Source organism: Pseudonocardia yuanmonensis (genome assembly GCF_039542425.1).
GTDB lineage: Bacteria > Actinomycetota > Actinomycetes > Mycobacteriales > Pseudonocardiaceae > Pseudonocardia > Pseudonocardia yuanmonensis.
Genome location: NZ_BAABIC010000019.1, coordinates 86,151 through 105,782, shown reverse-complemented (window position 1 = coordinate 105,782; position 19,632 = coordinate 86,151). Strand labels below are relative to the sequence as shown.

At 73.2% G+C, this 19,632-nt stretch carries 19 protein-coding genes and 1 pseudogene; 10 read left to right on the top strand and 10 right to left on the bottom strand.

Annotation, left to right across the window (positions count from 1 at the left end; all coding sequences use genetic code 11):
• On the bottom strand, positions 1-1,224 hold the full coding sequence (locus ABD990_RS24960; RefSeq protein ID WP_345383173.1) for a cytochrome P450: 1,224 nt from the start codon (positions 1,222-1,224) through the stop codon (positions 1-3).
• Positions 1,225-1,378: 154 nt separating this feature from the next.
• Between ABD990_RS24960 and ABD990_RS24955 the strand changes: the two genes are divergently transcribed.
• On the top strand, positions 1,379-2,317 hold the full coding sequence (locus ABD990_RS24955) for an AraC family transcriptional regulator (RefSeq protein ID WP_345383172.1): 939 nt from the start codon (positions 1,379-1,381) through the stop codon (positions 2,315-2,317).
• Between the two features lies 1 nt (position 2,318).
• On the opposite strand, the gene ABD990_RS24950 is transcribed toward ABD990_RS24955, so the two are convergent.
• Complete coding sequence (locus ABD990_RS24950) at positions 2,319-3,104, bottom strand: ArsR/SmtB family transcription factor (RefSeq protein ID WP_345383171.1); 786 nt, start codon at positions 3,102-3,104, stop codon at positions 2,319-2,321.
• Between the two features lie 120 nt (positions 3,105-3,224).
• Here ABD990_RS24950 and ABD990_RS24945 point away from each other — a divergent pair, with 120 nt between their 5' ends.
• Entirely contained in the window at positions 3,225-3,701 is a 477-nt protein-coding gene (locus tag ABD990_RS24945; protein WP_345383170.1) for a DUF4188 domain-containing protein, read from the top strand.
• Between the two features lie 61 nt (positions 3,702-3,762).
• Here the strand turns inward: ABD990_RS24945 and ABD990_RS24940 are convergent, their stop codons facing one another.
• The gene (locus ABD990_RS24940) at positions 3,763-4,938 is read right to left on the bottom strand and encodes an LLM class flavin-dependent oxidoreductase (protein ID WP_345383169.1); all 1,176 of its coding nucleotides are present in this window, start codon (positions 4,936-4,938) and stop codon (positions 3,763-3,765) included.
• 254 nt (positions 4,939-5,192) lie between these two features.
• Between ABD990_RS24940 and ABD990_RS24935 the strand changes: the two genes are divergently transcribed.
• Positions 5,193-5,783: a TetR/AcrR family transcriptional regulator gene (locus ABD990_RS24935; RefSeq protein ID WP_345383168.1), complete on the top strand. Its 591-nt coding sequence runs from the start codon at positions 5,193-5,195 to the stop codon at positions 5,781-5,783.
• A gap of 17 nt (positions 5,784-5,800) precedes the next feature.
• On the opposite strand, the gene ABD990_RS24930 is transcribed toward ABD990_RS24935, so the two are convergent.
• Complete coding sequence (locus tag ABD990_RS24930; protein WP_345383167.1) at positions 5,801-6,241, bottom strand: DUF1707 SHOCT-like domain-containing protein; 441 nt, start codon at positions 6,239-6,241, stop codon at positions 5,801-5,803.
• 76 nt (positions 6,242-6,317) lie between these two features.
• Here ABD990_RS24930 and uraD point away from each other — a divergent pair, with 76 nt between their 5' ends.
• The 3 genes from uraD (at position 6,318) to ABD990_RS24915 (ending at position 9,878) form a co-directional block, all read left to right on the top strand.
• A complete protein-coding gene (gene uraD, locus ABD990_RS24925; RefSeq protein ID WP_345383166.1) occupies positions 6,318-6,869 on the top strand; it encodes a 2-oxo-4-hydroxy-4-carboxy-5-ureidoimidazoline decarboxylase in 552 nt (183 codons plus the stop codon).
• 1 nt (position 6,870) lies between these two features.
• On the top strand, positions 6,871-8,736 hold the full coding sequence (locus ABD990_RS24920; RefSeq protein ID WP_345383165.1) for a S9 family peptidase: 1,866 nt from the start codon (positions 6,871-6,873) through the stop codon (positions 8,734-8,736).
• Positions 8,737-8,810: 74 nt separating this feature from the next.
• Complete coding sequence (locus ABD990_RS24915) at positions 8,811-9,878, top strand: GNAT family N-acetyltransferase (RefSeq protein WP_345383164.1); 1,068 nt, start codon at positions 8,811-8,813, stop codon at positions 9,876-9,878.
• Between the two features lie 46 nt (positions 9,879-9,924).
• Here ABD990_RS24915 and arsC read toward each other — a convergent pair whose 3' ends face one another.
• Positions 9,925-10,290 (bottom strand): arsenate reductase (glutaredoxin), encoded by a 366-nt coding sequence (gene arsC / locus ABD990_RS24910; RefSeq protein WP_345383163.1) that lies wholly within the window; start codon positions 10,288-10,290, stop codon positions 9,925-9,927.
• 23 nt (positions 10,291-10,313) lie between these two features.
• Here arsC and ABD990_RS24905 point away from each other — a divergent pair, with 23 nt between their 5' ends.
• Together ABD990_RS24905 and ABD990_RS24900 are read left to right on the top strand one after the other, a co-directional pair.
• A complete protein-coding gene (locus tag ABD990_RS24905) occupies positions 10,314-10,700 on the top strand; it encodes a thiol-disulfide oxidoreductase DCC family protein (protein ID WP_345383162.1) in 387 nt (128 codons plus the stop codon).
• Between the two features lie 246 nt (positions 10,701-10,946).
• Positions 10,947-12,029 (top strand): endonuclease/exonuclease/phosphatase family protein, encoded by a 1,083-nt coding sequence (locus ABD990_RS24900; RefSeq protein WP_345383161.1) that lies wholly within the window; start codon positions 10,947-10,949, stop codon positions 12,027-12,029.
• Here ABD990_RS24900 and ABD990_RS24895 read toward each other — a convergent pair.
• The 3 genes from ABD990_RS24895 to ABD990_RS24885 all read right to left on the bottom strand — a co-directional run bounded on the left by ABD990_RS24895 (position 12,007) and on the right by ABD990_RS24885 (position 15,015).
• Positions 12,007-12,546: a beta-class carbonic anhydrase gene (locus ABD990_RS24895; RefSeq protein ID WP_345383160.1), complete on the bottom strand. Its 540-nt coding sequence runs from the start codon at positions 12,544-12,546 to the stop codon at positions 12,007-12,009. The two genes, ABD990_RS24900 and ABD990_RS24895, sit on opposite strands and share 23 nt — an antisense overlap.
• Positions 12,547-12,690: 144 nt before the next feature.
• Positions 12,691-13,743 (bottom strand): aspartate-semialdehyde dehydrogenase, encoded by a 1,053-nt coding sequence (locus tag ABD990_RS24890; RefSeq protein WP_345383159.1) that lies wholly within the window; start codon positions 13,741-13,743, stop codon positions 12,691-12,693.
• A 3-nt stretch (positions 13,744-13,746) separates the two neighbouring features.
• The gene (locus ABD990_RS24885) at positions 13,747-15,015 is read right to left on the bottom strand and encodes an aspartate kinase (RefSeq protein ID WP_345383158.1); all 1,269 of its coding nucleotides are present in this window, start codon (positions 15,013-15,015) and stop codon (positions 13,747-13,749) included.
• A gap of 263 nt (positions 15,016-15,278) precedes the next feature.
• Here ABD990_RS24885 and ABD990_RS24880 point away from each other — a divergent pair, with 263 nt between their 5' ends.
• Positions 15,279-16,556, top strand: a complete 1,278-nt coding sequence (locus tag ABD990_RS24880) for a hypothetical protein (protein WP_345383157.1) — start codon at positions 15,279-15,281, stop codon at positions 16,554-16,556.
• A gap of 273 nt (positions 16,557-16,829) precedes the next feature.
• Here ABD990_RS24880 and ABD990_RS24875 read toward each other — a convergent pair whose 3' ends face one another.
• Entirely contained in the window at positions 16,830-17,132 is a 303-nt protein-coding gene (locus ABD990_RS24875) for a hypothetical protein (RefSeq protein ID WP_345383156.1), read from the bottom strand.
• A gap of 296 nt (positions 17,133-17,428) precedes the next feature.
• Between ABD990_RS24875 and leuA the strand changes: the two genes are divergently transcribed.
• The gene (gene leuA, locus ABD990_RS24870) at positions 17,429-19,219 is read left to right on the top strand and encodes a 2-isopropylmalate synthase (RefSeq protein WP_345383197.1); all 1,791 of its coding nucleotides are present in this window, start codon (positions 17,429-17,431) and stop codon (positions 19,217-19,219) included.
• 178 nt (positions 19,220-19,397) lie between these two features.
• Here leuA and ABD990_RS24865 read toward each other — a convergent pair.
• Positions 19,398-19,631, bottom strand: a pseudogene (locus ABD990_RS24865) (CHAT domain-containing protein); the annotation flags it as partial.
• Between the last annotated feature and the right edge of the window lies 1 nt (position 19,632).

The window sequence follows — 19,632 nt, the reverse complement described above, 5'->3', positions numbered from 1 at the left end:
TCAGACCTCCCAGGTGACGTGCAGGCTCGTCGGTCCGCGGAAGCCCCAGCCCCAGAACTCGACGCCCTCGCGGGTGTCGCGCTCGAGGTTCGGGATCGCCTCGAACAGCTCCTCCAGCGCGATCCGCATGACGTGGTTCGCGAAGTAGATGCCGGCGCACGCGTGGCTGCCGGCGCCGAAGGCGAGGTGCGGCAGCGGCGGACGGTGGAGGTCGTAGGTCGACGGCGCGTCGTACACGCCGGTGTCGTGGTTGGCCGACCCGTAGGACAGCATCACCGGCGTGCCGGCGGGGATGTCGACGCCCGCGACGGTGACGTCCGTGGTGGAGATGCGTGCCGTGGCCGACCAGATCGGCGAGGTCCAGCGCATGCCCTCGGAGATCGCCCGCGGGATCAGGACCGGGTCGTCGACGACCTCCTCCATCTGCTCGGGCCGGCTGAACAGGCCGACGAGCGTGGAGGCCATGCCGTGGCCAGGCTCCTGCATCGCGCCGAGCAGGTAGACGTAGATCGTCGGGTAGATGTACTCGCGGTCGCGGGTCTGCCCTGGCGGCATGCCGTCGTGCAGCCAGTGCGAGATCGCGCTGTCGTCCGGCTCGACGATCCACTTGTCGATCAGCGGGTCGACGACCGCGCGGATCTCGGCCTTCGCCTCGTCGCCCTCGCGGAAGCCCTCGGGGTTGGCGAACTCGCCGTCCTCGGTCATGGCGGCGTTGGTGAAGGAGCGGTTGAGCTTGGCGAACCACTCGCGGAGCGTGTCGGAGTCGACCGACTGCAGGCCGAGGAGGTCGCCGAGCGAGCGCACGCTGACCGGCTCGCAGTACTGCGAGACGAGCTCGGCGTGCCCGTCGTTCTCGAACTGCTCGAGGTAGCGGCGGGCGATGGGGCGGACCAGTTCGTCGATCCAGCGGTCGACCTCGACGGGCTGCAGCGCCGGCTCGACCATCGACCGCAGGTCCGCGTGGATGTCGCCGTTGACGCCGATGATCGCGGGGTGCCCGAAGGTCCGCCCGCCGGCCGGGGTGATCACGCCCTCGAAGTCGGGGCTGGTCGCCACCTCGCGGCAGACCTCGGCGGTGGAGGCGACGTACGACCCGAGCACCGGGACGTAGGCCAGCGGGGCCTCGGCCCGCAGCCGCTCGTAGGTCTTGTACGGGTTGCGCTCGAGCTCGGTCATGGTGACGTCGTCGAGCCAGGACAGATCGGGCTTCTCGGTGGTCGTCATCGACCGTCTCCTCCCACAGCGGTGTCCGGGATGGCGTGTCCGGGATGGGACGCGAAGGTAGGCAGCGACGACGGCCGCGGCGACACGCGTCGCGCGGCGCCGGTACGGATCGCGCGGCGAGTTCGTGAGGTCACTCTCGGGTAGGCTCACCTGCATGTCCGCACGGCGCCGTGCAGCTCCCCGGGACTGGGACCAGGCCTCCCGTGCCGTGGCGCAGGCGTACTTCCCGCACGAGCTGACGTTGCTCGGCGGGGGCCGGGAGCCGCGCCTCACGCTGCGCACGCTCGATCTCGGCGCCGTGCTCGTCGGGCACGTCGGCTGGGGGGCGGACGTCCGGATCGAGTGCGACTACCCGGGCTCCTACGAGATCAACCTGCCGTTGACCGGGCACCTGGAGAGCCGCGGGCGGCACGGGCCCGTGGTCTCGCTGCCCGGCCAGGCCACGGTCTTCCGCGCCGACACGCCGTCGCTGATCAGCCACTGGGACGGCACCTGCACCGTGCTCGGGGTGAAGTTCGACCAGGCCTGGCTCGACCGCGAGGCCGAGCGGGTGCTGGGCGACGACCGCGTGACGGTCCGCAGCCTGCTGCCGGACCAGCTGGACCTGGCCGCGGGCCCGGGGCGGGCGTGGCGCCAGCTCGTCGGGAGCATGGCCGCCCACCTGCACGATCCCGATCTCTTCGGCGGCTGCGGTCCGGTGAAGGACCAGTTGGCCGGGGCGATCGCCGCCGGGTTCCTGCTGGCCAGCTGCCCCGGTGCCGGGGACGGGGCGCCGGCGCGGCCGCGGATCGTCGCGCGCGTGGTCGACCGGCTGCACGACGACCCGGGGCGGGCCTGGACCGCGGGCGACATGGCGGCGGTGGCCGGCACGAGCGTGCGGCGGCTGCAGGAGGGCTTCCGGGAGTGGGTCGGGTGCACGCCGACCGAGTACCTGTGCGGGATCCGCCTGCAGCGCGCCCGGGCCGACCTGCTCGCCGATCCCGCGCTCACCACCAGCGAGGCGGCCGCGCGGTGGGGTTTCTCCAGCGCGAGCCGCTTCGCCGCCGCCTACCGCCGCCGCTACGGCCACCCGCCCTCGCAGGCCCGCGGCTAGGCTAGGCCCCCTGGAGGTCCCCGGTCTCCAGCAGCGTCTTCAGATCCGCCAGCAGCCGCGGCCAACCCTGCCCCACCATCTCGACGACCCGGCTGCCGGGCTCGAAGTCCGAGTGCACGACCGTCAGCCGGACGACGTCGCCCTCCGGGTCGATCTCGAAGGTCACCCGCGAGCGGCGCTCGCCGGCGATGCGGGCGCGGGTCTCCTCGTCGATCCCGGCGGCCGCGGCCCACTCCGGGGTGAAGGTGTGCCAGGTGTAGGCGAGCCGGCGCGGCGGGTCCGCCTCCAGCACCACCTGCTCGGGGTCGACGGTCTCGCGGCCGTTCTCCTCCCACACCATCGGCGCCCCCTTCCGCCACTCGGTGCGGAACGCCACGCCCCAGTACCGGCGGGTGAAGGCGGGATCGGTGAGCGCCTCCCACAGGCGCTCCGGGGTGGTGCGGACGTAGGTCGTGTACGTGAACTCGGTCGGTGACACGGGTGCTCCCTCCAGCGCCGCGCGGAGGTCGGCGACGGCCCGGACGCGCTCCCGGGCGTACCGGCCGATCCAGCGCTCGGCGATCAGGTCGATGGGTGCGGCGTCGAGATGGTGCAGCTTCTCCCGTCCCCGGCGCCGGGTCGTGACGAGACCGGCGGCCTCCAGCACCGCGAGGTGCTTGGTCACCGCCTGCCGGGTCATGTCGAGCCCCGCGGACAGCTCGCGCAGCGTCTGCCCGTTGCGCAGCCGCAGCCGGTCCAGGAGCGCGCGGCGGTGCGGATCGGCGAGCGCGCGGAACACCTCGTCCATCTCGCACCTCCCTCGGGCAACCCGACGGTTGCCTTTATAGGCAACCGATGAGTTGCCTGTCAAGGGGCGGTATCAGGAGCGCGCCGCACCCGCTCGGCTCCGGCAAGGAGGGGAGTGACGATGGCCGACATCCGGTACGGGCACCACACCGCGGAGATCGACGGGGACTTCGTGGTCTTCGTGATCGGGGCGCGTCTGTCGCTGCGCCACCCGATCCGCACGTTCCTCGACCTCGGCGGGCGCCGGGGCATGGGGGCGATGCTGAAGGAGCTCAGCCGCGACCCCGGGAAGGGCCTGCTCGGCTACCAGACGGCGGGGCTGCTGATCGTGCAGTACTGGCGCTCGTTCGAGCACCTGGAGGCCTTCGCGCGCGATCCCGGGGACCTGCACCGGGCGGCCTGGCTGAACTACTACCGGCGCGCCACCCGGCACGAGGGCGCCGGGATCTGGCACGAGACCTACCTGGTCCGCGCCGGCGAGTACGAGGCGATCTACCACAACATGCCACCGCACGGCCTGGCCACGGCGGGGCGGATGGTGCCGCTGAAGGAGTCCTCGACGGCCCGGCTGCGGCTACGCCGGGCCGCCGCGAGCTGACCGGGAACCCACGACGGGGGCGGGCCGCACCGGCCCGGCCCCCTGTCGTCGGCGAGGGACGTCAGCCCTTCTCGGACAGCTCCTTCTCGTACTTCGCGGTCATGTGGTCGACGGCGGCGAGCTGGGTCGCGGCGTGCGCCTCGCGAGTGTCGAGGGCGCGCTGCTTCGCGGCGAGCGTGCTCTCGGCCTGGCCCTGGAAGTGCGGGAACACCTGCTGGGCGATGAGCTCGTAGGAGCGCTTGGTGGCCTCCGGGTTCGCCCAGTCGTGCCCCAGGAGCAGCATGCAGCCGAAGCCGCCGTTGCTCTGGTCCCACAGCCGCTGGACCTGGGCGCGGGCGTCCTCGACCGTGCCGATCGCGCCGATCCCGGCCTCGTTGATGAAGTCAATCATGCCCTTGATGTCCGTCGAGTCGCCGACGTCCATCTGCGGGAAGGCGGCGACCTTCTGGAAGTAGTTGAACCAGGGCACGATGCCGAACTCCACGTCCCGGTACGCCTGCTCCTTGGTCTCGGCGATGTGCATCAGCCCGACCAGGCGCCAGCCCGAGCGGTTCGGGGTCGGCTGGCCGAAGTGCGCGGCCCGCTCCTCGACGACGCCCCAGTGGTGGGCCAGGGCGTCGAAGCCGTCCTGGGTGAGGGTGGCGCCGATCGACAGCAGGCCGGCGCCGTAGCGGCCGGCGAGTCGCGGGCCGGTGGGCGAGGCGACCGCGGCGACAGCGATGTCGAAGCACGGGTCGGTGAAGGGCCGCAGCTGGAGCTGGGCGTCGATCAGGTTGTGCGTCTTGGTCTGCTGCGTCACGGACTCGCCGCGCAGCAGCCGCACGATGATGTCGAGGTTGACGTCGAGCAGCTCGCGCGTGTCGGTCGGGTTCAGCCCGATCATCGCGGAGTCGGTCGGCAGCGAGCCCGGACCGACGCCCAGCATCGTCCGGCCGCGGGTCAGGTGGTCGAGCATGACCATGCGGTCCGCCACCCACAGCGGGTTGTGGTAGGCGATCGAGGTCACGCCCGTGCCCAGCTTGATGTTGCGGGTGCGCTCGGCCGCGGCCGCGATGAAGATCTCCGGCGAGGCGATGATCTCGCTGCCCGCCGAGTGGTGCTCGCCGATCCAGGCCTCGTCGTAGCCCAACCGGTCCAGGTGCGTGACGAAGTCGAGGTCGCGCTGCAGGGCGAGCGTCGGGTTCTGCCCGGGCACGTGGAAGGGGGCGAGGAAGGTGCCGAACCGCAGTCGGGTCACGGGGATGCTCCTGATCGTCGTCGATCCTCACTGCTCGCACCGCGCAGGTGGCGCGGGGAGGGGCACCGTCGATCGTGCGACGCGTCACGCGGGGCGCCGTGTCCGAAAACCGGACACCCCGCATCACGCAGGAGACGACACCCGGGCGAGGGACGGCGTGCCGAACCTCGGCGCGGAGCGTGACCACGGAGTGACCGACACGATGGACACCCGTCCCAGACGGGTGTCTTGATCGTCTACTACTGTCGCCGCCCATGGGACATCGCGAGGACCTGCTGGACGGCGCCGCCGACTGCCTGTACGAGAAGGGCTTCGGCCGGACGACCGCGCGGGACGTCGTCGCCGTCTCCGGCACCAACCTCGCCTCCATCGGCTACCACTTCGGCTCGAAGGAGGCCCTGCTCACCGAGGCCGCGGTGCGCAGCGCCGCGGAGTGGGCGGAGGCCCTCGACGGCGCGTTCGCCGAGGTCGACCCGACCGCGTCGCCGGAGGAGCGGGTCGCGCAGACCTGGACCGCCGTGGTCGACCTGTTCACCCGTGAGCGACGGCTGTGGGTCACCTACGTGGAGTCGCTCGCCGAGTCCGCGCGCTCGCCCCGGTTGCACGACGCGCTGGTGGGCGCACAGCGCCGGACCCGCGAGGAGCTGGCCTCGATGTTCCACGCCCTGCCGGAGGACGCGGCGGAGGCCGACCACCGCGCCCGCGTGCTCGGCGGCTTCTACCAGGCCCTGCTCACCGGGCTGATGGTGCAGTGGGTCGTGGACCCGGAGGACGCCCCGTCCGGCGCCGACGTCGCCGAGGCGATCGGAATGCTCGTCGGCTCCCCCGAGCTGGCCGCGCACTGACCCTGCCATCGGCCGGTTCAGGCGCCGGGCCGCGGCCGCCCGATCCCGAACGCGTAGAGCACCCCGAGCGCGGCGAGCGGCGGCAGCCCGGTCCACAGGAACCACGGGTAGAGCAGCTCGCCGGTGGTGATCGAGACGATCCCCCACGCCACCAGGTTCACCACCGCGATCGTGGTGAAGATGATCGTGAGGACCCGCATCGCCGTGCCGCCGCCGGTGTCGGAGAAGACCCGCCGCCGGGCACCCGGCTCGGGCAGCCGGGCCGGGACCGCCGGCAGGTCCCGGACCAGCCGGTCCAGCTCCCCGCGGGTCCTCGCCTCCCACACGTCCCGGGAGCGGGTGTCGTACTCGCCCAGGTCCAGCAGGCCCTCGCCCTGCGCCCACTGCAGGTGCCGCGCGGCCCGGGCACGGTCGGCGTCGGAGACACGCATGTCCTCAGGGCGCACGGGCTCGCTCACGCCTCCATGCTGCCCGTCCGGGCGGTGTGACGGATCAGGGATCGCCCGGATGCGCGGCGCGATCCATGCTGTGCGCATGACGGGCCCCACCTCCCCGGACCCCCGCCCCGCCACCCGCTCCGCCGGCACCCGCTCCCCGACGACCGCTGCCTTCGACCACCTTCCCCGACCCGACGCCGTCGCCGCCCTGCTCGCGGTCTGCTCCTCCCCCGCGTGGGCCGAGGCCGTGGTCGACGGCCGGCCCTACGACGAGCTCGACGCCCTCCTCGCCGCCGCCGACGCCGAGCTGGACCGGCTCGACGCGGGCGGGATCTCCGACGCCCTGGCCGGGCACCCGCGCATCGGCGAGCGGGCGATCCACTCGGCCACCTCCGCCCGTGAGCAGGCCGGGATGTCCGCGGCCCCGGACGAGGTCCGCGCCGCCGTGGCCGAGGGCAACGCCGAGTACGAGCGCCGCTTCGGGCACGTCTACCTCGTGTGCGCCTCCGGCCGCAGCGCCGACGAGCTGCTGGCCGTGCTGCGCGAGCGGCTGGGCAACACCCCCGAGGAGGAGGCCCGGCGCACCCGCGCCGAGCTGGCCGCGATCAACCGCCTGCGGCTCACCGGGCTCATCGTGCAGGATCGGTGAGGTGAGTACGGCAGTCCCGGGCCACCCCGCCGCGCCCGTTCCCGAACGGCTCTTCGACGACGAGCGCGAGCAGCGCTGGCGCGCCCGCTTCACCGCGGTCCGCATGTCCCGGCCCGCCTGGGCGCTCGACGCGCCGGACCGCAGCGTGTACTCGTCGAACGCCAGCGGCACCACCCAGGTGCACACCTGGGACCGGGCGACGGGCCTGCACCGGCAGGTCACCGACCGGCCCGCCGGCACCCACTTCGCCACCCTCCCGCCGGACGGCGAGCACGTCTGGTGGTTCGCCGACACGGACGGCGACGAGTTCGGCCACTGGGTCGCCGAGCCGTTCGCGGGGCTGCCCGCCGGGGACGAGCCCGCGAACCCGTTGCCGGGCGTCGAGGACGGCTACCCCGCGGGCCTCGACATCGGCCGGGAGCTCGTCGTCGTCGGCACCTCGACGGACGACGGGACCAGCATCTGGCTGCACCGCCGCGGCTCCACCGAACCCGCGACCCGGATCTACCACCACGCCGAGGACGCCGGCGTCGGCGGCCTCTCCGAGGACGAGACCCTGGTCGCGATCAGCCACTCCGAGCACGGCGACTCCCGACACCCCGCCCTGCGCGTCACGACCGTCGACGGCGGGCTCGTCGCCGAGAAGTCGGACGGGCCGGGCAAGGGCCTGAGCCCGATCGCCTTCGCACCGGTGCGCGGCGACCAGCGGCTGCTGGTGGGCCACGAGCGCCGCGGCCGCGAGGAGCTGCTGATCTGGGACGTCGTCGCGGACACCGAGACCGAGCTCGACCTGGGCCTGCCCGGCGAGGTCGACGCGGACTTCTACCCCGACGCCTCGGCGCTGCTGGTCTGGCACACCCACGCCGCCCGCACCCGGCTGCACCGCTACGACCTGGCCACCGGCGAGCTGACCGAGCTCCCGACCGCGCCGGGCTGCATCGGGTCGGCCGACGTCCGGCCCGACGGGACGGTGGAGTACTCGAGCTCCTCGGCCGCCACGCCGTCGGCCGTGCGGGCGCTGCACCCGGACGGCACGGACCGGCGCCTGCTCACCCCGCCCGGGGAGCCCGCGCCGGACTCCGTCGCGGTCGAGGACCTGTGGGTGGACGGGCCGGGCGGGAAGGTCCACGCCCTCGTCGCCCGACCGGCCGGAGAGGGCCCCTTCCCCGCGGTGTTCGCGCTGCACGGCGGCCCGCACGCCGCGGACGAGGACCGCTTCTCCGCCGCCCGCGCGGCGTGGGTCGACGCCGGATTCGCCGTCGTCGAGGTCAACTACCGCGGCTCGACGGGCTACGGCTCGGCCTGGCGGGACGCGATCGAGGGCAGGCCGGGCCTGACCGAGCTGGAGGACGTCGCCGCGGTGCACGACGCCGTCGTCGCCGCCGGGCTGGCCGATCCCGCCCGCACGGTGGTCGAGGGCTGGTCGTGGGGCGGCTACCTGGCGTTGCTGGCCGCGGGCACGCAGCCCGAGCGGTGGGCCGCCGCGCTCGCCGGGGTGCCGGTCGCGGACTACCTCGCCGCGTACGCGGACGAGATGGAGCAGCTGCGCGCCTTCGACCGCGCCCTGTTCGGGGGATCACCCGAGGAGGTGCCGGAGCGCTACCGGCAGGCGTCGCCGCTGACCTACGTCGGCGAGGTGCGCGCCCCGGTGCTGGTGCTGGCCGGGGAGAACGACCCGCGCTGCCCGATCCGGCAGATCGACAACTACCTCGACGCGCTGCGCGAGCGCGGTGACCTGCCCTACGAGGTCGCGCGGTTCGACGCCGGGCACGGCTCGCTCGTCGTCGCCGAGACGCTGCGGCACGTGGCCACCGAGATCGACTTCGCGCGGCGGGCGCTGGAGAGGATCACAGTCGCGCGCACCTAGGCGTCACGCCCGTGTAGCGAACCCGTAATGCGTCGCCGCCACGATGGGGTCGATTCGGCAAGGAGGCGGTCACGGTGGCGCTATGGCGCGTGCACGTGGAGCTGGAGGATCGACCCGGCCGGCTCGGCGAGCTGGCCACCGCGGTCGGCCGCTCCGGGTGCAACATCCTCTCGCTGCACGTGGTGGGGGAACCGGCCGACGACGGGTCGGTCACGGACGAGCTGCTGGTCAAGATCCCGGACGGGATCGAACCGGCGAGCATGGTCGCCGCGGTGGAGCAGGCCGGGATCCCGTGCACCCTGCTCGTGCGGGCGGACGCGACGGAGCTCGCGGACACCGCCACCACCGCGCTCGCCCTGGCCCGGATGGTCGCGGCCGATCCGGGCAGCGCGCCCCAGGCCGTCGCCACGCTGCTGCGGGCGCGGATCGTGGAGCCCGGTGCGCCGGTCCGCGGCGGGCACGTGCACACGCTCCGGGTCGGCACCTCGCAGGTGCACCTGGGCCGCTCCTGGCCCTTCACCGCCACCGAGCTGTCCCGGGCCGCCGCGCTGCTCGAGCTCGCGGCCCAGCTCTCCCTCAGCGGGGCACCGTCGCGGATGATCACGCAGCTGGACCCGATCCTGCTGCTGGTCGACGGTTCGGAGGTCCGGGTGCGCACCGCCACCCCGACGGACCTCCCGCTGGTCGCGGCCCTGCACGCCCGCTGCTCGCCGGAGACGCGCAGCGCCCGGTTCCTCTCCTCCTCCCCGCGGCTGGACCCGGACGAGCTGGACACGCTCGTCGGGGCGCCGCACACGGTCTTCGGGCGCGGGGCGCAGCGCACGGTCCTCGCGCTCACCACGGACGGCGGCAGCGCGGTCGGGATGGTCAACGTCGAGCGCACGGCCGCCGCCGCGGCCTCCTTCGCCGTGGTCGTGGAGGACGCCTGGCAGGAGCGCGGGCTGGGCACCGCGCTGGTGCGCCGCGCCGCGGAGGTGGCCGTGGAGCAGGGCAGCGAGGAGCTGGTGGCGACCACGCACACGCAGAACATGCGGGTGGTCAAGCTGCTGCGCCGGGCCGGCCTGCGCCCGACCGCGGAGATCACCGGCGGGATGTTGCACGTCCGGGCCCCGCTCAGCCCGGTCGTCACCCGCGTCGGCTAGCCGTGAGCGGCAACTGCCGCTCCAGGGCAGTTGCCACGCACGTCCGTCAGAGCAGGTCGAGGACCTTCTCCGGCGGACGACCGACCACGGCCCGGTCCCCGACGACGACGATCGGCCGCTCGATCAGGATCGGGTACGCGGCCAGGGCGTCGATCAGGGTGTCCCGGTCCGCGTCGGCGAGCCCGAGCTCCTTGTAGAGCTTCTCGCCGGTCCGCACGATCGCCCGCGGGTCGTCCGTGCCCAGCTGCGCCAGCACGCGTTCCAGGGCGGCCCGGTCGGGCGCGTCGTCGAGGTAGCGCACGACGGCCGGGTCCACGCCGCGCTCGGTGAGCAGCGCCAGCGCACCGCGGCTCTTCGAGCAGCGCGGGTTGTGCCAGATCGTCACGGGGTCCTGAGGCCCGGCATCGGTCATGCGCCGAGCCTAGATTGGCGCCCATGACGCCTCCCACCACCGGCGTGCTGGTCTTCGACGGCCGCTGCGGCTTCTGCACCCGCACGGTCGGCTGGCTGCGCCTGCTCGACCGGGACGCGCGGATCACCACGCTCCCCTACCAGCAGGCGGGGGCCCCGGAACGGGCCGGCGCGACGACCGCGGCCTGCGCCGACCGGGTCCACTTCGCCGCCGACGGGCGGACGGTCACGGGGGCGGCGGCGGTCAACGCGGCGCTGGCGGTCGCGCTGCGCACGGACCTGCCCGAGCGGCTCTACTCCCGGACCGCCCCGGTGCAGGACCGCGTGTACGGGTGGATCGCGCGGCACCGCGGCCGGCTCCCGGGCACCACGCCCTGGTGCGAGCGCCATCCCGAGGTGTGCGGGCCCTGACGCGGGTCAGCCCCCGCACCCCGGGAGGAGGTGCGGGGGCCGACCGCCGTGGTGGGAACCGCGCCCGTACGTCCACTCGACCACGTCTTCTGGACACAGTCAAGTTTCCGACCCGGCCCGGGATCCGTCGCACCACCTGAAGCCACGCTGAGTAAGCGAACCGGTGGCGGCCGGTGCTCGGGCAGACTGGTCCGCGATGAGCGAGCCGAGCGAGTCCCCGACCCCGCACCGCTCCGGCGGGTCGCGGTGAGCGCGCCCCCGGGGCCCCACCCGCCCGCCGTCCCCGCTGCCCGCAAGCGCTCCGGCCCGCCGCCTCCGCGCATCCCCGAGCCCGGTCACGGCGGCGGTCGCCGGGCCCGGCGCGGCTCGGGCGGGCGGATCGTCGGCGCGGTCCTGCTCGCGCTCGCCGCGTCCGTCTTCACCGTGCCGGACCTGTGGTTCGGACTCGACCGGTGGAGCCCGTTCACCCAGATCGTCGCGTTCCGGGCGATCCTGCTGGTGGCCGTGACCGTCGTCGCGCTCGCGCTGGTGCTGGTCACGTTCGGGATGCGCCGTGCCTGGCCGTTCCCGCTGGCCATGCTGGTCGTGGTCGCCGTCACGGCGTCGACGATGGTGCCCCGGCTCTCCGCCGACCCGCTCCCGACGGCGGGCACCCCGGTGAAGGTGCTGTCCTTCAACGTCTACACGGGCGACGCGGACGTGCGCGCCCTCGCCGACGTGATCCGTCGCGAGCGGCCGGACCTGATCGCCCTGCCCGAGGCCGGGGAGCGCTACCGGCAGAAGCTCGCGCCGCTCGTCGAGGACCTCGGCTACCGCACGGAGGCGTCCGTCGACCGCCGCTCGCAGGACGTCAACGGTGTGGTCGCGGCGGTGTCGCCGCGGTTCGGCGACGTGACCTTCGACGTCGGCCGGATCACGCCGGACTCGCCCTTCCCGTACGTCCGGGTCTCCGGCGGGGAGATGGGCGACCTGACCTTCGTCGCCTTCCACTCGGTCGCGCCCACCGCGGGCTCGGTCGCCCAGTGGCGGCAGGACCTCGGCGGCGTGGCGCAGTGGTGCTCGGCGGCCTCGCCCGCGATCGTGGCCGGCGACTTCAACGCGACGCTCGACCACTCCGTCCTGCGCGAGGCGACCGCGAACTGCGGCGACGCCGCCTCGCAGCGCGGCTCGGCGCTCACCGCGACCTGGCCCGCCTCGCTCCCGCGCTGGCTGGGCACGGAGATCGACCACGTGTTCGCCAACCGGGGCGCGACGGCCGAGTCCTTCGAGGTGCTGGACCTGCCCGGCAGTGACCACCGGGCGGTCCTCACGACGTTGCGGCTGACCTGACCTCGGCCGCATCGTCGCCGACGAACACCTCGTCGAGTACGAACTGCTCGATGTCGAGCACGAACCCCCGGACCCGCGTCTCCGGGTGCAGGAACGGGTCGTGCCGCAACTGTGCGATTCCCCGCGCGACGCTCTGCGCCACGTCCTTGAACGCGAAGGTGCGCCACGACGGGCGCATCCCCGTCTCCTCGGCGAGCTCCTCGGTGAACTCCTCGTCGGAGAAGGTGTTGAGGCCGCAACCGCTGTGCTGGACGAGCAGCACGTCGCGGGTGTGCAGTTTGCGCTGGCTGATGGTCAGCGAGCGGATGACGTCGTCGGTGACGACGCCACCGGCGTTCCGCAGCACGTGCACCTCGCCGAGCTTCAGCCCGAACAGGGCGAACACGTCGATGCGCGAGTCCATGCAGGTGACCACCGCCGTGTGCAGGGCTGGCGGAACCGCCAGGCCCTCCGCGTTGGCCTTCGCCAGGCGCCCGCCACCGGCTTCGTACCGCGTCAGCAGCTCGTCGTAGCTCACGGCGCCAATACTCTCGGACGGACCGGGCCACCGGCAGGTCGGGACGGCCCCATGGGGCGCATCTCACGCTCCGGACGGACGAACGGCACCCTCGCTCACTAGATGTGAGCGAGAGTGCCGTTCGTTCAGTGGATCAGCCAGGGATCAGACCTGGTCGGCGATGGTCTCCGCGATCTCGTAGGTGTTCAGCGCGGCGCCCTTGCGCAGGTTGTCGCCGCAGACGAACAGCTCGAGGGTGTTCGGGAAGTCCAGCGCCTGCCGGACCCGGCCGACGTGCGTCGGGTCCTGCCCGACGACGGCGGCGGGCGTGGGCCACACGCCGGCGGCCGGGTCGTCCTCGAGCACGATCGTGGGCTGCGTGGACAGCACCTTGTGCGCCGCCTCGACGGTGACCTCGCGGGAGAAGGTGGCGTGCACCGCCAGCGCGTGGGTGGTGATCACCGGCACGCGCACGCAGGTCGCCGACACCCGCAGGTCCGGGATGCCCAGGATCTTGCGGGACTCGTTGCGGACCTTCAGCTCCTCGGACGACCAGCCGTCGTCCTTGAGCGAGCCGGCCCACGGGACCACGTTCAGCGCCAGCGGCGCGGGGAAGGGCGAGTCGCCGAGGTCCGCGACCGCGGCGGCCACGTCCCCGGCCTTCTTGCCGACGTCCTTTCCCGCCACCGCGGACAGCTCGGCCTGCAGCCGGTCGATACCGGGCTGCCCGGCGCCCGACGCCGCCTGGTATGAGGCCACGACCAGCGCCTCGAGCCCGAACTCGCGGTGCAGCGCGCCCATCGCGGCCATCATCGACAGCGTGGTGCAGTTGGGGTTCGCGATGATCCCCTTGGGCCGGTTCGCGGCGGCCTCGGCGTTGACCTCCGGCACCACCAGCGGCACCTCGGGGTCCATCCGGAAGGCGCCGGAGTTGTCCACGGCCACCGCGCCGCGGGAGGCGGCGACCGGGGCCCACTCGGCGGAGATCTCGTCCGGCACGTCGAACAGGGCGATGTCGACGCCGTCGAACACCTCGGGGGCGAGGGCCTGCACGGTGACGTCCTCACCGCGGACCTTCAGCACCTTGCCGGCGGACCGCGCGGAGGCGATCAGCCGGATCTCGCTCCACGGCACGGACTCGCGGGCGTCGATGATCTCGATCATGGTGGTGCCGACGGCACCGGTGGCGCCGACGATGGCGAGCACAGGTCCGGCCATGGTTCAGCGCCCCGTCCCGGCCGCGACGACGGCCTCTTCCTCGGAGTCGAGCTCGAACGCGGCGTGCAGCGCGCGGACGGCCTCGTCGAGCTGGTCCGACTTGCAGATCACCGAGATCCGGATCTCGGAGGTGTTCATGGTCTCGATGTTGATCCCGGCGTCCGAGAGGGCTTCGCAGAACTTGGCCGTGACGCCGGGGTGGTTGCGCATGCCGGCGCCGACCAGCGAGACCTTGCCGACCTCGTTGTCGTAGATCAGCTCGGCGTAACCGATCTGCTCCTTCGACTTCTCCAGCGCCGCGACGGCGGCGGGGCCGTCCGAGCGGGGCAGGGTGAAGGTGATGTCGGTCTTCTTGTCCGACGCGTTGGAGATGTTCTGCAGCACCATGTCGATGTTGATCTCGGCATCGGCCACGACGCGGAAGATCCGGGCGGCCATGCCGGGGGTGTCCGGCACGCCCGTCACGGTGATCTTGCCCTCGGACCGGTCGTGCGCGACCCCGGTGATGATGGGGTTCTCCAACGGAATCTCCTCGATCGAGCCGGCGACGAGCGTGCCGGGCTTCTCGTTGTAGCTGCTGCGGACGCGCAGCGGGACGTTGTAGCGGCGGGCGTACTCGACGGCCCGCAGGTGCAGCACCTTGGCGCCGCACGCGGCGAGCTCGAGCATCTCCTCGTAGGTGACGGTCTCGAGGTGCCGGGCCTTCGGCGCGATCCGCGGGTCGGCGGAGAAGATGCCGTCGACGTCCGTGTAGATCTCGCAGACGTCCGCGTCGAGCGCCGCGGCCAGCGCGACGGCGGTGGTGTCCGAGCCGCCGCGGCCGAGCGTGGTGATGTCCTTCGAGTCCTCGTTCATGCCCTGGAACCCGGCGACGAGCACGATCTGCCCCTCGGCCAGCGCGCTGCGCAGCCGGTGCGGGTTCACCTCGACGATCCGCGCGTCGCCGTGCTTGTTGGTGGTGAGCATGCCGGCCTGGGAGCCGGTGAACGAGCGGGCCTCGGCACCGAGCGAGTGGATCGCCATCGCGACGAGGGCGTTGGAGATGCGCTCGCCCGCGGTGAGCAGCATGTCCATCTCGCGCGGCGGCGGGGCTCCGGTGGAGACCTGCTCGGCGAGGTCCGTCAGCTCGTCCGTCGTGTCGCCCATCGCGGACACGACGACGACGACGTCGTGACCCTCCTTGCGGGTGCGGACGATGCGCTCGGCGACCTTCTTGATCCGCTCCGCGCTCTCGACCGACGATCCGCCGTACTTCTGCACGACGAGGGCCACTCCGACCTCCTGTCCGGCGCCGGTCCGGCGCCCTGGTCCTCCGCCTCGGGCGTGTTGCACCGCTCTCCGGGCGCTGGTCGGAAGCCGAGGGTACCGGCTGCGACGTGCAGGGTTAACGTGTTTGACCGATGCCACAGAGGCCCACGCCACGTTTGGGCCCGGGACCTGTGGGCACGGCACGCGGCTGGCGCCGGGGAACCACCCCCTCGGGTGCCGGTGCGGGGCCCGGCGCGGGGGCGGAGCCGGCAGGAGATCATGCACCGATGAGCGCAGCGGGCGGCGACGGGGGCGCGGAGGTGGTCCGGGGTCCGGATCCGCTGTCCGCCGAGGTCCCGACCGAGCCGCTCGGACGGATCCGGGCCCGCCGCGGTGCGATCTCCCGGGCGGTTCCCCGGGCGGTCCCGTGGGCCCGGGTCGGGCGCGCCCTCCTCCCGGCCGCGCTCTTCCTCGGCGTCCGCGCGGTGGGGATCGTGGTGCTCGCCATGGTGGCGACCCGGCAGGATACCCGGCTCGGCGAGGAGCTCGGCTCGTGGGACGGGCAGTGGTTCCTCGGCCTGGCCCAGGGCGGCTACGACGGGGTCCCCGCCGGGCTGACCGACGCCTACGGTCACCGCAGCGGCGAGACCCCGCTCGCGTTCTTCCCCGGCTACCCGGCCACCGTGGCCGTCGTCCGGTTCCTCACCGGCCTGCCGCTGCTGCCCGCCGCGCTGACGGCAACGACGCTCGCCGGGATCGTGGCCGCCTACGGCGTCGCCAGGCTCGGCGAGCTGGTGCCGGGCGGATCCCGGCGGGCGGGCCTGGTCCTGGTCGTGCTGTTCGCGAGCACGCCGCTGGCGGTCGTGTTCTCCATGGCCTACTCCGAGGCGCTGTTCTGCGCGGCAGCCGCGTGGTCGCTGGTGTTCCTGCTGCGCCGGCAGTGGGTCGCCGCGGGGCTCGCGGCGGCCGCGGCCGGGCTCGTCCGACCCACGGCGGCGGCGCTGGTCGCGGCGGTCGGACTGGCCGCGCTCGCCGCCGTCGTCGCCCGGCGGGAGGGCGCGCGTCCCTGGTGCGCGATCCCCCTCGCGGCGGCCGGACTGCTCGGCTACCTCGGCTACGTCGCGACCCGCACCGGCTCGCTCACCGGTTGGTTCGTGCTGCAGCAGCGCGGCTGGGACTCCCGGTTCGACGGCGGCCGGGCGACCGCCGAGTTCGCCGCCGACGCGCTCGCCGACGCCCGCTCGGTCATGGAGGTCGCGACCGTCGGGATCCTGCTCGGCGCGATCGCGCTGCTCGCGGTCTCGGTGGCGCAGGCCGTCCACGGCCGGCTGCCGTGGCCGCTCGTCGCCTACTCGGCGGTGGTGCTGCTGATGGACGTGGGCAGCAACGGCCTCATGGGGTCCAAGGCGCGGCTGCTCGTGCCGGCGTTCACGCTCCTGCTGCCGGTGGCCGTGGGCCTGTACAGGCGCAGGCCGGGCACCCGGGTGGCCGTGCTGGTGGCCGCGGTGCTGGTCTCGGCCTGGTTCGGGGCGTACGCGCTGGCCGACTGGCCCTACGCGATCTGAGGACCGCCCGCCGACCCGTCGCCGGGGCTGCGGGACATCGGCTTCGTTTCGTCCGCACGCCGGAGGGGGCCGAGCGGCTGCCGGCGGACCACCGGATCTTCGCCGAGATCCTCGACCGGCCCGAGGCCGAGCTGGAGCGGTACCGCCGACCGGACATCCACCATCTCCGGGGCTACACGCCGCTGGGTGCCGAGACCGCCGCGGCATACTTCCTGGAGCGGCTCCGCCGCGTCGGGCTCGACCGTCCGCCCGCGGGCGACACCTCGGTCGGGCTCAGCCGATCCGGCGGATCAGCCGGGTGAGGACGGCGGTGATGATCCCCCAGATGATCGCGGCGGTGCCGTAGTTCAGGGTCACGGCGAGCTTCGGCTCCGCGGGCAGGAACAGGTTCCCGAGCCCGAGGTTGAAGTACTCCGCGAGGTCGCCGACGAAGATCGTGAAGCTGTTCTCCGGGTTCGCGTCGAGCAGGGTCAGCACGATGTGGATCACCAGGACGGCCACGATCAGCATCCCGACGATCCGGACCAGGGAGGCCAGCAGGCCTGCCCCGCGACGCACGGTCGTTCCCACCGCCATTGTGTTCCCTCCACGGCACGAGTTCCGCGCATCTTCTCAGACCGGGGGCCGTTCGGCGGGGTCGGCGCGCTCCCCCTAACGGGTGGCCGCACGTCACCGGGTGTGGCCGCGGTCATCGCGACGGGGGGCGGGGTTGCCGTGGCCCCGGGGAGGGGGGTTACAGTCGAATGCATGGCGCGCCTGCTCCTTCGCCGCCGCGGCGGGGTCTGACCGACCGGCCCCTCGTCGCGGGTTCTGGCGTGCCGCCGGTCGACACCTCCCGGTAGCACCCCCGAAGGAGCACGATCCCCGTGTCCATGTCGCCCGACGCCTACACCGCCTCCTCGGCCAGCAGGATCCGCACGCCCTCCGTACCGGCGCCCGCGGGCCAGCCCGTGTGGAACCCCCAGAAGGGCTCCCATATGCCGATCGGGCGGTACAAGCCGTTCCACGAACTGGTGGAGCCGGTCTCGCTGCCCGACCGCACCTGGCCCGACACGCGGATCACGAAGGCGCCGCTGTGGTGCGCCGTCGACCTGCGGGACGGCAACCAGGCCCTGATCGACCCGATGAGCCCGGCGCGCAAGCGCCGCATGTTCGACCTGCTGGTCCGCATGGGCTACAAGGAGATCGAGGTCGGCTTCCCGGCCGCGAGCCAGACCGACTTCGACTTCGTCCGCGAGATCATCGAGCAGGACGCGATCCCGGAGGACGTCCGGATCCAGGTCCTCACCCAGGCCCGTCCCGAGCTGATCGAGCGCACCTTCCAGGCCTGCGAGGGCGCCCCGCGCGCCGTCGTGCACCTGTACAACTCCACCTCGGTGCTGCAGCGCCGGGTGGTGTTCCGCTCGGACCGCGCCGGCATCACCAAGATCGCCACGGACGGCGCGGAGCTGGTCCAGCAGTTCGGCGAGAAGTACCCGGACACCGACTGGCGGTTCCAGTACTCGCCGGAGTCCTACACGGGCACCGAGCTGGAGTACGCCGTCGAGGTGTGCAACGCCGTCAGCGAGATCTGGCGGCCCACGCCCGAGAACCCGATGATCGTCAACCTGCCGGCGACCGTCGAGATGGCCACCCCGAACGTCTACGCGGACAGCATCGAGTGGATGCACCGCAACCTGGCGCGCCGCGAGGGGATCATCCTGTCGCTGCACCCGCACAACGACCGGGGCACGGGCGTCGCGGCCGCCGAGCTGGGCTACCAGGCCGGCGCGGACCGCATCGAGGGCTGCCTGTTCGGCAACGGCGAGCGCACCGGCAACGTCGACCTGGTCACCCTGGGCATGAACCTGTTCACCCAGGGCATCGACCCGCAGATCGACTTCTCGGACATCGACGAGATCCGCCGCACCGTCGAGTACTGCAACCAGCTGCCCGTGCACGAGCGGCACCCGTGGGGCGGCGACCTGGTCTACACCGCCTTCTCCGGCAGCCACCAGGACGCGATCAACAAGGGCTTCGACGCCATGAAGGCCGAGGCCGCCGAGGCCGGGCACACGGTCGACGAGCACCCGTGGGAGGTGCCGTACCTGCCGGTCGACCCGAAGGACATCGGCCGGACCTACGAGGCCGTCATCCGGGTGAACTCGCAGTCCGGCAAGGGCGGCGTCGCCTACATCATGAAGACCGAGCACCAGCTGGACCTGCCGCGCCGGCTGCAGATGGAGTTCTCGAAGGTCGTCCAGGAGGTCACCGACTCCGAGGGCGGCGAGGTCTCGCCCAAGGAGATGCGGGACGTCTTCGAGACCGAGTACCTGACCCGCGAGACCCCGCTCAAGCTGATCCGCCACCGGCTGACCAGCGACGGCGAGGGCCGGGACGAGATCGTCGCGACCGTCCGGGTCGAGAGCGAGCTGCACGAGATCACCGGCAGCGGCAACGGCCCGCTCGCGGCCTTCGTCGACGCCCTGGCCGGAATCGGGTTCGACGTCCGGGTCCTCGACTACCACGAGCACGCGATGGGCGGCGGCGATGACGCCCGCGCGGCCGCGTACGTCGAGTGCGCCATCGAGGACACCGTCCTCTGGGGCGTCGGGATCGACTTCTCGATCGTCGCCGCCTCCTTCAAGGCGCTGGTCTCGGCGATCAACCGCGCCCTGCGCTGACCCCGTGAGTGCGAACTGCCGCGAGAAGGGCAGTTCGCACTCACGACCCCGCCCCACCTGCGGCTTTGTTCATGTCGCGGGTCGGGCGGTCGTGCGACGCCGTACCAGGCACGCCGACGTCGGGCCGGGCCACCGCTGCGCAGGGGCGCATCGCGGGCCGTAGGGCGAGTCCGGCCGGTCAGGCGGCGCCGTAGGCGGTGAAGGCGGTGTGCAGGACGAAGGCCCTGGGGTCGTCGGTGTCGAGCCGCGCCCGCGCGTCCTGGACCGCGTCGGCCATGGTCGCGCCGCGGGCGAGCATCCGGTGCAGGTCCAGCGAGAAACCCACGGTCTCGGCGTCCCCGATCGGGGCGGTGCTGGCGGCCACCGCCGCGGTTCCCCGGGACATCAACGCACCGACCAGGCCGAGTACCTCG